This window comes from Bacillus sp. FSL R5-0593, from assembly GCF_038603755.1.
Taxonomy (GTDB): domain Bacteria; phylum Bacillota; class Bacilli; order Bacillales; family Bacillaceae; genus Bacillus; species Bacillus velezensis.
Window position 1 is genome coordinate 2,040,389 of sequence record NZ_CP152011.1, and the last position, 14,616, is coordinate 2,055,004.

The 14,616-nt window shown below is 39.9% G+C and carries 10 protein-coding genes and 1 pseudogene; 8 read left to right on the plus strand and 3 right to left on the minus strand.

Annotated elements, in window-relative coordinates; translation table 11 throughout:
* The first annotated feature begins 6 nt into the window (after positions 1 to 6).
* Positions 7 to 465 carry an SMI1/KNR4 family protein gene (locus NYE36_RS10205; RefSeq protein ID WP_015417527.1) on the plus strand — a complete coding sequence of 153 codons (459 nt, stop codon included), beginning with the start codon at positions 7 to 9 and terminating at the stop codon, positions 463 to 465.
* A 75-nt stretch (positions 466 to 540) separates the two neighbouring features.
* Positions 541 to 960, plus strand: a pseudogene (locus NYE36_RS10210) (SMI1/KNR4 family protein); the annotation flags it as partial.
* Positions 961 to 1,249: 289 nt separating this feature from the next.
* Here NYE36_RS10210 and NYE36_RS10215 read toward each other — a convergent pair.
* Positions 1,250 to 2,344: an L-dopachrome tautomerase-related protein gene (locus NYE36_RS10215; RefSeq protein WP_064116160.1), complete on the minus strand. Its 1,095-nt coding sequence runs from the start codon at positions 2,342 to 2,344 to the stop codon at positions 1,250 to 1,252.
* A 564-nt stretch (positions 2,345 to 2,908) separates the two neighbouring features.
* On the opposite strand from NYE36_RS10215, the gene NYE36_RS10220 reads away from it, so the two are divergent.
* Together NYE36_RS10220 and xynB are read left to right on the plus strand one after the other, a co-directional pair.
* On the plus strand, positions 2,909 to 4,300 hold the full coding sequence (locus NYE36_RS10220; protein WP_064116159.1) for an MFS transporter: 1,392 nt from the start codon (positions 2,909 to 2,911) through the stop codon (positions 4,298 to 4,300).
* A gap of 42 nt (positions 4,301 to 4,342) precedes the next feature.
* Complete coding sequence (gene xynB / locus NYE36_RS10225; RefSeq protein WP_094032694.1) at positions 4,343 to 5,944, plus strand: xylan 1,4-beta-xylosidase; 1,602 nt, start codon at positions 4,343 to 4,345, stop codon at positions 5,942 to 5,944.
* Between the two features lie 143 nt (positions 5,945 to 6,087).
* On the opposite strand, the gene NYE36_RS10230 is transcribed toward xynB, so the two are convergent.
* Complete coding sequence (locus NYE36_RS10230; RefSeq protein ID WP_094032693.1) at positions 6,088 to 7,242, minus strand: xylose repressor; 1,155 nt, start codon at positions 7,240 to 7,242, stop codon at positions 6,088 to 6,090.
* Positions 7,243 to 7,505: 263 nt separating this feature from the next.
* On the opposite strand from NYE36_RS10230, the gene xylA reads away from it, so the two are divergent.
* From xylA to NYE36_RS10250, 4 genes are all read left to right on the plus strand, one after another.
* A complete protein-coding gene (gene xylA, locus NYE36_RS10235) occupies positions 7,506 to 8,843 on the plus strand; it encodes a xylose isomerase (RefSeq protein WP_061581347.1) in 1,338 nt (445 codons plus the stop codon).
* Positions 8,844 to 8,978: 135 nt separating this feature from the next.
* The gene (gene xylB, locus NYE36_RS10240) at positions 8,979 to 10,478 is read left to right on the plus strand and encodes a xylulokinase (protein ID WP_094032692.1); all 1,500 of its coding nucleotides are present in this window, start codon (positions 8,979 to 8,981) and stop codon (positions 10,476 to 10,478) included.
* A gap of 174 nt (positions 10,479 to 10,652) precedes the next feature.
* Positions 10,653 to 13,250: a phosphoenolpyruvate synthase gene (gene ppsA / locus NYE36_RS10245; RefSeq protein WP_265450933.1), complete on the plus strand. Its 2,598-nt coding sequence runs from the start codon at positions 10,653 to 10,655 to the stop codon at positions 13,248 to 13,250.
* Between the two features lie 358 nt (positions 13,251 to 13,608).
* Positions 13,609 to 14,067 (plus strand): hypothetical protein, encoded by a 459-nt coding sequence (locus tag NYE36_RS10250; protein WP_251257454.1) that lies wholly within the window; start codon positions 13,609 to 13,611, stop codon positions 14,065 to 14,067.
* Here the strand turns inward: NYE36_RS10250 and NYE36_RS10255 are convergent.
* Positions 14,039 to 14,137: a YjcZ family sporulation protein gene (locus tag NYE36_RS10255; RefSeq protein WP_072589120.1), complete on the minus strand. Its 99-nt coding sequence runs from the start codon at positions 14,135 to 14,137 to the stop codon at positions 14,039 to 14,041. The genes NYE36_RS10250 and NYE36_RS10255 overlap by 29 nt on opposite strands.
* Positions 14,138 to 14,616 lie beyond the last annotated feature (479 nt).

Here is a 14,616-nt window from a genome sequence, read left to right on the forward strand (position 1 = left end):
AGTTTAATGGATTATTCAAAAATAAAAACTTTCTTTGATGAAAATAAAGAAAATTCAATTCTCACGGGAGGAGTCACTGAGGAGCAGATTAGAGAAATAGAAGAGGATCTCAATGTAACTCTTCCAGACAGCTATAAGTGGTTTTTAACTGAGTATGGTTCAGGGGGAGCATATGGAACAATGATACTCGGATATGACTCTCACGGCGCTGAAGTTGTCGAACAGACCAATGAATATAAAAAATATTATAACCTTTCCGATGGTCTTGTAGTGATCGAATATGTAGATGAATTTTCTTATTGTCTTGACACTAATAAGATGAAAAATGGTGAATGCCCTGTCATTCTTTGGGACAACCAAGAGGGATATGGTAAACAAGTTGGTAGTACATTCCTTGAGTTTTTAATAGAAGAACTGGAAGAAGCGAAAGACGACTGGATTGATGATGAGGACTGGGACGATTAAAACTAAAAAGAAGGTCTATAACTTGTTTTTCCATAGCATATGAAGGAGTATTAAAATGAGCTTTACTAAGATAAGATCGAACAAAAGTTGAAAGAGTTTACGATTGATGCTGGCACAGATCCTAGCATTAATACAAATGAACAACTAAAAGAGCTTGAAATTAACATAGGCAATCAATTACCTTCAGATTATAAGGACTTTTTGAAGATATATGGAGGATGTTATTTAGAAAGTAAAAAAACAACAGATAAAGTTGAGTATGACGTTTGCTATAAACCAATAGAGAAAGACCTTTGGATGGGTAAGGACGATGATACGCAATTGTTAGAGGATATTTACGGTTTAGCGAACGATCATAGCAGTCTTCAGAAAGTGATCGATACATATTCTGATCGGTTTCCTAGAAATATAATTCCTATTGCAAGCAGCTCTGCAGGCGGGAATGAAATATGTATGGATATCGATAATGAAAAGATATTGTTTTGGGATCATGAATAAAGTCATCCAGATAAAGTCTTTTTCCTGCTGTAAACTACAGACGGGTTACAGTGTTTTTCCCTTAATAAAAAGACCAGGGTGTTGGTATCACCCCGGCTCTGTAATAAAAGCTGCCCATCAAAGGACTTGCTCAGCTGATATTCATGATAGACCTTTTCCTTCAGGTTCTGAGGCTCAAGGGAGGTCTGTTTTTTTCTTATATACGTCAATAGGCCGATTATAAACGGCTCGAATAATCATTTATATTTAAATGAGGATATTATATGATTTCCTTCATTTTTTATTTTCAATAGGAAGGAGCAGGTAATTCATCGATTTTTATACGAAGTAAACTATAAGGTTTCTGTCGTAAATCTTCTCCATAATGAAATCTAGCCTGCCGATGTAATTGGTTCACGATGACGTATAAGTATTCATCCGGACCAATCGAAAAAGTATCCGGCCATAAAATTCTCGGATCATGTGCGATGGTTTCCATTATGCCATTCGGCAGCATTTTTCGAATACTATTGTTCTCGTAATCTCCGGCATAAATGGCTCCTTTTGCATCTGTAATCATTCCATCAGACGCGCCTTTTTCTCCCCAATACGCCACATGATAAAGTAAATCCATGTCCGGTATATTTCTATCTCTCAGGGCTTCTGTTGAGATCGAGAACAAATGGCGGCTGGTCAGTGGACAAAAAAATAATACCTTTCCGTCAGGAGAAATCGCAATACCGTCGGATGCCAGCCTAAATGGGGAAGTTGAACCATCCCTGTTACGATTCATCAAAATGTTGCCTTCTACTTTCGGTATAAAATAGGAATCCGGTGAAGTTGGATTTGCTCCATTTAACCGTCTAAATGCGTTTCCGGTTTCTAAATCCACGACGATAATCGCTCCTGGTCCTTTGGAAGAAGAATCCGTTATATAGGCATAACCTGCAGTTCCAACACGAAAATCAAATCGGACATCATTCAGGTAAGTTGTTGGAAGGACAACACCTTCTGTAAAGGTATAAACTCTGCTGATTGTATTGGTTTTTAAATCAACAGCGACTAATTTTGCCCCGCCTTTAATTGGTTCAGAAAAATTGGGTGCCGCCGTATCTAGTACCCAAAGGGTTCCTCTTCCATCAGTAACTACACTTTGGACACTGATGAAAGTCATTTTGATATTCTCAGGGTTAACCAAATTGGTTTGTAAATCAGGATAAGGCTGCAATTTATCCCCAATTATCTCCGCCACCGTAAATTTAACATCGTCTCCCCATTTCGGAAAACAAATGAAAATACGACCAGTTTCTGAAACAGTAACACCGGTAGGCATAGCTCCATAAAATGCATATACCAGTTCTAAATCCCCAAAATATTTTTCAAAAGGCAGCATAGGTTTCATAATATCCTCCTCAACCAATTAAACGGGATATCACTTATATATGATTCGCATTTTTTCAAGTGCATGTTTCTTAATAAGTTTTTCTAAACAAAAGATGATGGAAGTGCTTATCATTTAATAAGTCAGTCAGGTGACACAGGGGGGTTTTACTTAACGTCTGTCGAAGCAGTCGGCAATTACAACATGGTATGTCCTTTGCCGGTTTTAAATTCTCTGAAAAAAGAGTTGAAAAAGCAGAAAAGATTTTATAATATGAAATCAAGTTAGTTTGTTCGATCAACAAACTAATAAAACCACTTTAATTGTCCATCATGTAAAGGTCTTAAATGGGAGGGGGATAAGAGGCTCGATTTAATTGGAGGTATATAAAAAGCGAAAGCCAAGCTTTTATCCTGTTCACTGCTATCTGATCACCATTTGGATGTTGAAAATGCTCTGTGAAAGTAAACCGCTATCATTTTTTTGAAAGCGCTTTTATAATCCGCTCACTGGCCGATAATTTTAAAGAAATGTTATACCATTTCATCATGTTCCTTATGTAAAGGATCGAAAAGGGGAGAAATCATGCTCAGTGAAAATGTAAAGAAGATCAGCATGGTTGAAAAAGTTGGATATGCGTCTGGAGATTTTGCTTGTAATTTAATTTATGCAACAGTGTCTACGTATCTTTTGTTCTTCTATACAGATGTTTTTGGTTTATCGGCAGCAGCAGCCGGTACGATGTTTTTAGTGGTTAGAATCATCGACGCTCTCGCTGATCCTTTTATTGGAACAATAGTTGACAGAACAAATAGCAGGTTTGGCCGCTTCAGACCGTATCTTTTATTCGGAGCTTTTCCCTTTGTCATATTGGCCATCCTCTGTTTTACAACCCCCGATTTTTCGGATATGGGGAAATTAATATATGCCTATATCACCTATGTCGGCTTATCGCTTACATACACCATGATAAACGTGCCATATGGCGCGTTAACATCTGCAATGACCAGAAATAATCAAGAAGTTGTTAGTATAACGTCTGTCCGTATGTTATTTGCAAATCTTGGAGGACTTGTCGTTGCATTTTTTGTTCCCTTACTGGCTGCTTATTTAAGCGATAATTCCGGCAGCGAATCTCTTGGCTGGCAGCTAACCATGGGTATTATGGGAGTTATAGGCGGGTGCCTTTTAATCTTTTGTTTTAAAAGCACAAAAGAGCGTGTCACGCTTCAAAAATCGGAAGAAAAAATTAAATTTTCGGATATATTTGAGCAATTTCGTGTTAATCGGCCTCTAGTTGTATTAAGTATTTTCTTTATTATTATTTTTGGAGTGAATTCAATCAGTAATTCGGTTGGCATCTATTACGTAACGTATAATTTAGAAAGAGCGGATTTAGTGAAGTGGTACGGTTTGTTGGGAAGTTTGCCTGCTTTGGTCATTTTACCGTTTATTCCAAAGCTTCATCAATTATTAGGGAAGAAGAAATTACTAAACTATGCATTATTACTGAATATGATCGGCCTCTTAGCTTTACTTTTCGTTCCGTCAAGTAATATATTCCTGATACTTTCCTTTCGATTGCTGGCCGCTGCAGGAAGCCTCACTGCCGGGGGATATATGTGGGCGCTTATTCCTGAAACAATAGAATATGGAGAGTATAAGACCGGGAAAAGAATGGGCGGTCTCATATACGCTATTATCGGATTTTTCTTTAAATTCGGCATGGCCTTGGGAGGGGTTGTACCGGGTTTGGTTCTAGATCAGTTTGGATATGTGGCAAATCAGGTGCAAACGCCGGAGGCATTGACGGGAATTTTAATTACAACAACCATTATCCCCGTGTTCTTACTGGTTCTGGCCATGATTGATATTAATTTCTATAACTTAGATGAGAAAAAATATAAAAGCATGGTTCGAGAATTAGAGAATAGAGACAAAGTTTATTTGGATCATATTGACGATTTCAAAGCTTAAAACATGATGAGTCAACAGAAAATAGCTGAGGAGGAGTTCAAAATGAAGATTATCAATCCAGTACTTAAAGGATTCAACCCCGATCCGAGTATTTGCAGGGTTGGAGAGGATTATTATATCGCTGTATCTACATTTGAGTGGTTTCCGGGAGTCCAGATACACCACTCAAAAGATTTAGTCAATTGGCACTTAGTTGCACATCCATTACAGAGAGTTTCGCAATTAGACATGAAAGGAAATCCTAATTCAGGCGGGGTCTGGGCGCCATGTTTAAGTTACAGCGACGGAAAGTTTTGGCTGATCTATACGGATGTTAAGGTTGTAGATGGCGCCTGGAAAGATTGCCACAATTATTTAGTGACTTGTGACACGATTAATGGTGATTGGGGGGAGCCGATCACATTAAACAGCTCGGGTTTTGATGCTTCTTTGTTCCATGATACGGATGGGAAAAAATATTTATTAAATATGTTATGGGATCAGCGTATTGATCGGCACTCCTTTGGAGGCATTGTCATGCAGGAATATTCTGATAAGGAGCAAAAACTAATCGGTAAACCGAAAGTGATTTTTAAAGGAACTGAAAGAAAGCTGACAGAAGCGCCGCACCTTTACCGTATCGGGAACTATTATTATTTATTAACCGCAGAAGGAGGAACGCGGTTCGAACATGCTGCTACAATTGCCCGTTCTGCAAATATTGAGGGCCCATATGAAGTTCATCCCGATAATCCTATCTTAACGTCATGGCATGCGCCGGAAAATCCGCTGCAAAAATGCGGACATGCATCCATTGTACAAACACATACAGGTGAGTGGTATTTAGCTCATTTAACGGGACGTCCCATTCATCCGGACGATGATTCAATTTTTCAGCAGAGAGGATATTGTCCTCTGGGCAGAGAAACTGCTATTCAAAAACTCTATTGGAAAGATGGCTGGCCATATGTAGCAGGCGGAAAAGAAGGGAGCTTGGAGGTGGATGCGCCTTCTATACCAGAAACAATGTTTGAAGACACGTATCCGGAAGTTGATGAATTTGAGGATGCAACATTAAATATCAATTTTCAAACGTTAAGAATCCCGTTTACGGAGAAATTAGGATCATTAACTCAAGCGCCAAATCATTTACGATTATACGGCCATGAATCCTTAACTTCGACATTTACTCAGGCGTTTGTAGCCAGACGCTGGCAAAGCCTCCATTTTGAAGCAGAAACGGCTGTTGCGTTTTATCCGGAAAATTTTCAGCAAGCCGCTGGTTTGGTGAACTATTACAATACAGAGAATTGGACGGCTCTTCAAGTCACGTATGATGAAGAACTTGGCCGTATTCTGGAATTAACGATATGTGATAACTTTTCTTTTTCACAGCCATTAAAAAATAAAATTGTGATTCCTCGTGAAGTCAAGTATGTCTATTTAAAAGTGAATATTGAAAACGAAAAATATTATTATTTCTATTCATTTAACAAAGAAGATTGGCACAAAATCGACATTACATTGGAATCGAAAAAATTATCAGATGATTACATCCGCGGCGGGGGATTCTTTACAGGAGCTTTTGTAGGGATGCAATGCCAAGATACGGGCGGTCATCATATTCCGGCCGACTTCAGATATTTCCGTTATAAAGAAAAATAATTAGCACATGAAAAAGGAGATTTCTATTTTAGAACTCCTTTTTCATATTAGAAGGTGCCTTTGTCAGTATTGATTCAGAAATACTCCTAGAATAAAAAAACCCATCTTTAAAGATGAGCGTAAAACATAGAAGTATGTACATTTCAGTTATGAACCATGTCGAGAAAATGATCAATAACAATAGAGGACATTCCTAGAGCAGGGGCATTTTTTCCTAAGATAGATGGTAATAATTCATAGCTATTGTCTAGTTGGGAATAAACCCTCGATGACACTTCGCTTTTAATTGAATGTAAAACCATAGGATGCGATTCAATGATGCTGTTTCTTAAAATGATGGCTTGCGGATTAAATGTATTTAAAATATTGGTCAGGCCTATTCCTAAATAGAAACCAAAATTCTGTAATGCCTGTAAAGTTCCAACATCATTCAGATGGGCGAGGTCTATGATATCTTGGCTGGACACTTTTTTCTCTTTCGTCTGAAGAGATGTTACTAAAGCCTTCTCTGAAGCATACAATTCCCAGCAACCTCGGTTTCCGCAACTGCATTTAGGACCATTAAAGTCAATTGTCATATGTCCCATTTCTCCAGAGAATCCGCTTACCCCTCTATATAAATGGTTGTTGATAATAATACCGATCCCTATCCCTGTACTGATACTTGCATAAATAATGTTATCGTGATTTTTTGCAGCACCAAATACTTTTTCTCCATATGCGCCAGCATTTGCCTCATTTTCAATAAAAACAGGCACATTGAACTTCTCATGTAGAGAAGATTTTAAGTCGATATCTCTCCAGTTCGAGTTCGGAGTGAAAACAATTTTTTGATTTTTATCAATGAGTCCAGGGACACATATGCCTATACCAATAAGACCGTAAGGAGATTGGGGCATATGCGTAATAAAGTGATGAATCATATCAATTAAAATGTCTTTCGTTATTTCTGGAGAATTTGATTCTAAATGGTGGTGTTGATCAAGAACGATCGTCCCTTCAAGGTCTGTTAAAATGCCATTAATATAATCCACACCCACATCTATTCCTACGGAGTATCCTGCCTTTTTATTAAAAACAAGCATGACAGGCCTTCTTCCGCCACTTGATTGACCTTGACCTATTTCAAATACAAGATTTTCTTTCATTAATGTGTTTACCTGTGATGAAACAGTTGATTTATTTAATCCAGTCATTTCAGATAATTTTGCTCTTGAAATAGGTGAATTTTTAAGTATTTCGTTTAGTAATAACTTTTGGTTAACTTTTTTGACAAAGGCTTGATCAGCGATATCCACTTCATCCACTCCATTTGTATAATCTTTAAATTAAGTTGAACGTTCTGTGTTATCGTGCGAAACGCAGTACATAGCGAATCCAACCTTTATTATATCTAATGTGTTCGTAAAAAACTAAAAAAAATATTGAAAATACTGATGAGGTTATATAAGATGAAAATAAGTTAGTTTGTTTAGGCAACAAACTAATGTGCAACATGACATAAAAGCATTTGTATTTGAATGATCATGTTTAGAATTTATTTATAAGGGGGAAATCACACATGGCTCACTCTCATTCCGGTTCGGTCAACTATTTTGAAAGCGCAAACAAAGTGATTTACGAAGGGAAAGAATCCACGAATCCTTTAGCATTTAAATACTATAATTCTCAAGAAGTAATTGGCGGAAAAACGATGAAAGAGCACTTGCGATTTTCTATTGCCTATTGGCATACATTTACCGCTGACGGCACAGACATGTTTGGAGCAGCTACGATGCAGAGACCGTGGGATCACTATAAAGGCATGGATCTGGCGAGAGCGAGGGTAGATGCAGCGTTTGAGCTGTTTGAAAAACTGGATGCGCCATTTTTTGCTTTTCATGACCGGGATATCGCACCGGAAGGAAGTACGTTAAAAGAGACAAATCAAAATCTGGATATAATCGTGGACATGATAAAAGACTACATGAGAACCAGCGGCGTTAAGCTATTATGGAATACTGCAAACATGTTTACGAATCCCCGTTTCGTCCATGGTGCGGCGACTTCTTGTAATGCAGATGTATTTGCGTATGCCGCAGCCCAAGTAAAAAAAGGATTAGAAACAGCAAAAGAGCTTGGCGCCGAGAACTATGTATTTTGGGGCGGACGTGAAGGGTACGAAACTTTGTTAAATACCGATTTAAAATTTGAGCTTGATAATATGGCCAGATTTATGCATATGGCAGTGGATTATGCGAAGGAAATCGGGTATACAGGGCAGTTTTTGATTGAACCAAAACCAAAAGAGCCGACCACCCATCAATATGATACGGACGCAGCAACAACCATTGCCTTTTTAAAGCAATATGGCTTAGACAATCATTTTAAATTAAATCTCGAAGCCAATCATGCCACATTAGCCGGACATACATTCGAACATGAATTACGAATGGCGAGAGTGCATGGCTTGCTTGGCTCTGTTGACGCGAATCAGGGTGATCCGCTTTTAGGCTGGGACACAGATGAATTTCCGACAGATTTATATTCTGCGACATTAGCAATGTACGAAATTCTGCAAAATGGCGGTCTTGGAAGCGGAGGATTAAACTTTGACGCAAAGGTCAGGAGATCTTCTTTTGAGCCTGATGATTTACTATATGCCCATGTTGCAGGGATGGATACATTTGCGAGAGGGTTGAAAGCCGCCCACAAATTAATCGAAGATCGTGTGTTTGAAGATGTGATTCAACACCGTTACCGCAGCTTTACTGAAGGGATTGGTCTTGAAATTGCAGAAGGAAGAGCTGATTTTAAAACACTTGAGCAATATGCGCTGAACAATCAGCCAATTAAAAACGAATCAGGGAGACAGGAGCGGTTAAAAGCGATATTAAATCAATACATTTTACAGGTATAACAAATGAAAAAAGAAGCTCCAGATCCCGCTGTAAAAAGATGCAGGCAGCCAAGTTCTCGGAATTGCCCGTCATGAAGTTACTGTTATGGCGGGCCAATTCAATGGGGATCTATTTAGAGAGGAAGGAGTGAAAAAATGAAGTATGTCATTGGAATAGACCTTGGAACAAGTGCCGTTAAAACCATTTTAGTCAATCAAAACGGCAAGGTTTGTGCAGAAACGTCCAAAAGTTACCCGCTCATCCAAGAGAAGGCGGGATATAGTGAGCAAAATCCTGAAGACTGGGTGCAGCAAACAATTGAAGCATTGGCTGAATTGATTTCGATATCCAACGTTCAAGCCGGGGATATTGACGGGATTAGCTATTCAGGACAAATGCATGGGTTAGTACTGCTTGATCAAGATCGGCAGGTGCTGCGTCATGCGATTCTTTGGAATGATACCAGAACGACGCCTCAATGTAGCAGAATTACCGAGACATTTGGCGATCATCTGCTTGATATCACAAAAAACCGTGTCCTTGAAGGGTTTACATTACCTAAAATGTTATGGGTGAAGGAACATGAGCCTGAACTTTTTCACAAAACCGCTGTTTTTTTGCTTCCGAAAGACTATGTGAGATTCCGCATGACTGGCGCCATTCATACCGAATACTCCGATGCGGCGGGAACGTTACTTTTACATATGACCCGCAAAGAGTGGAGCGATGAGATTTGCAATCAATTTGGTATTTCAGCGGAAATTTGTCCTCCGCTTGTTGAATCCCATGACTGTGTAGGATCGCTGCTTCCGAGCGTTGCAGCGGAGACTGGGCTGTTGGAAAAAACAAAAGTGTACGCCGGGGGAGCAGATAATGCTTGCGGTGCTGTCGGAGCCGGTATTCTTTTTTCCGGAAAAACATTATGCAGTATCGGGACGTCAGGAGTCATACTTTCCTGTGAAGAAGACAAAGAAAGGGACTTTAAAGGGAAAGTGCACTTTTTTAATCATGGAAAAAAGGATTCTTTTTATACGATGGGAGTCACGCTCGCTGCAGGGTACAGCTTGGACTGGTTTAAAAGAACGTTTGCGCCGAACGAATCGTTTGAACAATTATTGCGGGGAGTGGAATCTGTTCCGATAGGAGCAAATGGACTGCTGTACACTCCTTATTTGGTTGGTGAAAGAACGCCGCATGCTGATTCATCTATTCGGGGAAGCTTGATCGGAATGGACGGAGCCCACAAAAGAGAGCACTTTTTGAGGGCGATAATGGAAGGCATCACATTCTCTTTATATGAATCAATTGAACTGTTCCGCGAAGCGGGAAAATCAGTTGATACGGTTGTCTCTATTGGCGGGGGAGCTAAAAATGAAACGTGGCTTCAAATGCAGGCTGATATTTTCAATACGAGGGTGGTTAAGTTAGAGAATGAACAAGGTCCCGCCATGGGGGCTGCAATGTTAGCTGCCTTCGGAAGCGGGTGGTTTGACTCTCTTGAAGAATGTGCAGAGCAGTTCATTCATGAAGCAGCTGCATTTTATCCAAAAAAACAAAATGTTCAAACATATAAAACACTATTCGAGTTGTATAAGAACATTTACGTTCACACAAAAGATCTCAATACAGCTTTAAAGAGCTTTCGACAAAAATGAAGAAAGAACCTCGCCAAATTGGCCAGGTTCTTTTTATATTGCACAAAAACAGACACGGTGATATAATCAGAACACGCGTGCTTTTTGTGTGAAAAGTCATAGTTATCCATCTTATATTATGATTATATCATGCTGAAAAGCTCTTGTCAAATTTTTTTGAAGGGGAGATATAGAATGAGTTCTTTGGTTCTCGGCATTCACGAAATTGAAAAAACACAGCCTTTGCTCGTTGGAGGAAAAGGGTTACATTTAGGGGAATTATCAAAAATTCAAGGAATACAAGTACCGGAAGGATTTTGTGTCACAACCGCAGGATATCAAAAAGCCATTGAACAAAACGAAACGTTACAAGCGCTGTTGGATCAACTGACCATGCTGAAAGTGGAGAATCGGGATCAAATTGGTGAAGTCAGCAAAAAAATCCGGCAAACCATTATGGAAACAGAAATTCCTTCAGATGTAGTCAAAGCAGTTGCTTATCAACTCTCCCGGTTCGGCGAAGAACATGCCTATGCCGTACGTTCCAGTGCGACAGCTGAGGATTTACCGCATGCCTCTTTTGCCGGTCAACAAGACACCTATTTAAATATTACCGGCGTCGATGCGATCTTGCAGCATATCAGTAAATGTTGGGCGTCCCTATTTACGGATCGCGCGGTCATTTACCGTATGCAAAATGGATTTGATCACAGCCAAGTTTATTTATCCGTTATCATCCAAAGGATGGTGTTCCCACAGGCTTCGGGAATTTTATTTACCGCTGATCCGATGACCGGAAACCGAAAGCTGCTATCCATCGATGCCGGTTTTGGACTTGGTGAAGCACTGGTCTCCGGCTTAGTCTCTGCCGATTGTTATAAAGTACAGGACGGGCAAATCGTCGATAAGAGAATAGAAACTAAAAAATTGGCTATCTATGGACGAAAAGAAGGCGGAACAGAAACACAGGAGATCGCTCTTGATCAGCAAAAGATTCAAACACTGACTGATGAACAAATTTTACAGCTGGCACGTATCGGGAGACAGATCGAAGCTCATTTCGGCCAGCCGCAAGATATCGAATGGTGTTTGGACCGCGATACTTTTTATATTGTCCAAAGCCGGCCGATCACAACGTTATACCCCGTTCCTGAAGCGAACGATCAAGAAAATCACGTCTATATCTCTGTTGGTCATCAGCAAATGATGACGGATCCCATAAAACCCCTTGGATTGTCTTTTTTTCTGTTGACGACTGCTGCACCTATGCGTAAAGCCGGCGGAAGGCTATTCGTTGATGTCACACATCAACTGGCATCCCCTAATGTCAGAGAAGTTTTCTTAAAAGGCATGGGGCAGCACGATCCGCTCTTAAAAGACGCACTTATGACCATAATAGAGCGAGATGATTTCATTAAGCCGATACCTGGTAAAACGGCACCGATTCCCGGCAAAGGCAATGCAGATATGCCGGATCAAGCTGAAAACGATCCGGCAATTGTTTCTGATTTGATTAAGAGCAGTCAAGCATCGATAGAAGAGTTAAAACAAAACATCCAGACGAAATCAGGAGATGATTTATTTCGTTTTATTTTGGAAGATATCAAGGAATTAAAGAAGATTCTATTTAACCCAAAAAGTTCGGTGTTGATTCGAACTGCAATGGATGCTTCATCATGGATTAACGAAAAAATGAACGAGTGGTTAGGTGAAAAAAACGCAGCAGATACGCTTTCTCAATCTGTACCCCATAATATTACTTCAGAAATGGGGCTTGCGCTATTGGACGTCGCCGATGTGATCCGCCCTTACCCAGAAGTCATTGCCTATTTAGAGAATGTAAAAGATGATCACTTTTTGGATGGGCTGGTGACGTTTGAAGGCGGGCGGGAAACCCGTGACGCTATCTATGCTTATCTCAACAAGTACGGAATGCGATGTGCCGGAGAAATTGATATGACAAGAACTCGATGGAGCGAAAAACCAACTGCACTTGTCCCTATGATTCTTAATAATCTCAAAAACTTTGAGCCAAATGCCAGCCAGCGGAAATTTGAGCAAGGGCGGCAGGAGGCGTTGAAGAAAGAACAAGAGTTATTAGACCGATTGAAGCAATTACCGGATGGTGAACAAAAAGCCAAAGACACTAAACGAATGATCCGCATCATCCGGAACTTCAGCGGGTTCAGAGAATATCCAAAATACGGCATGATCAGCCGCTACTTCCTTTATAAGCAGGCTTTACTGAAAGAAGCCGAACAACTCGCAGAAGCGAGCGTTATTCATGAAAAAGAAGACATATACTATCTCACTTTTGAAGAACTTCAGGAAGTCGTACGCACACATAAATTGGATTACCAAATCATCAGCACACGAAAGGGCGAGTATAAAGTATATGAAAAACTAGCTCCGCCGCGTGTTATCACGTCTGACGGTGAAATCGTTACAGGCGAGTACAAACGAGAAAATCTCCCGGCCGGAGCGATTGCAGGGCTGCCTGTTTCCTCGGGAGTCATAGAGGGGCGGGCACGGGTTATTTTAAACATGGAAGATGCCGATTTGGAAGATGGGGATATATTAGTTACCTCCTATACTGATCCCAGCTGGACACCATTGTTTGTATCCATAAAAGGCCTGGTCACTGAAGTTGGCGGACTGATGACCCACGGAGCGGTTATCGCACGTGAATACGGCTTACCTGCAGTTGTCGGAGTTGAAAATGCAACCCAATTGATAAAAGATGGGCAGCGAATACGCGTTCATGGAACAGAAGGCTCTATTGAAATATTATAATAGCGGGGGTGTGCAGCACGTCACCAGATATTTCCCGCATTTTAACTAAAAAAGACCGGAACCTCTTTAAGGAGGAATCCGGTTTTTTTTATGTGAAAATGACTTAATGTGTGAACACCGTATTTTGTGGGCGGACCTTTTTTAAATGAGTGTGGAAGGCCGCTAAGATACCAAACAACAAAAAAGATTCAGTGACTAAATCTAACGAATGACAATTTTATAAAGGAGGTGAGTAATATCCTTTTTAAGTTCACAACATCTGTAATCCTGATGAATTAATAACAACTATTTAGGGGCTATGTTCATGAACAAGTCTTTATTCAAAACAAAATGACATTTTGGGTTAATGGCGTTAAAGATGAAGATAAGTCTGGTGTCTTTGAAAGAGAAAAGTCTGCAGAAGATACAACGGGCCCATCCATCATCAAACATGCTGAGTGCTAAGTGTTGGACGGAATATGTATCAGATTGTTTAGGCAATAAGAATATTAGCCAATGGGCAATCACTGGTTTAGCTATTTTATATGGAACTGCTTGCGAATTGTTGATTTTCGGAATCGTTTTTAAAGAATGGATCACAACGCCTTTTGGATTGTTCGCCTCATTCTTCATAGCGGCAATATTGGCGCAGGCAGGGGAGGAAACTCTCCCGCTTACCAGAGTAAAAATAAAAAATGTTTATCTCAGATTGGTTTTTTTAAAAAGTAAAAACGCCATAAAACTTCTTATGGCGTCTGTCCGAACTAAGGGATGCAATGTTTGGGAGACGAATATAAATCGTCAATGTGCTAGAAAAGGAATGCAGCACCTACAATGATTAACAAAATGAACAGCACAACGATCAATACGAAAGAGTTTCCGCCATAATTTCCACCGTAGTTCCCCATATTATTGCCACCTCCTGTTGTTAGGATAGTACATAATATGCCGGACGATAAAATTCGACATAGATTTAAGTCTAAATAAGAAAAAAAAGGATGTTATGTCTAAAATGAAGAGCTTCTAAAACAATAAAATAATGGGAGGTTAACTGAAAGAGAGAAATGGATTGGACGGTTTGCTGTTTAAAGAGGAGGGATATGGCTAAACATGCAATAAAACTATGTATGAAAGTGGTGAGCATGAAGTTACTTCATCATGCAGAGTCACATACGAAGAGGTACAGGGAAATTATAGTTAACGAAAATATTCATCATTTCCCGGGCAAGCGCAGTATACGACAAATCAAAACAAATCACAAAGGGACGGAAGGTACGATACAAGGAGGCTGCTTGCGGGTTTGTGGTGCAGATAAAGTTTCCGTTTCAAAAAGGTCGTATGTTTATTCGAAACTTTACGTTTATTCCTGCAGAATGCTTGTAAAAGA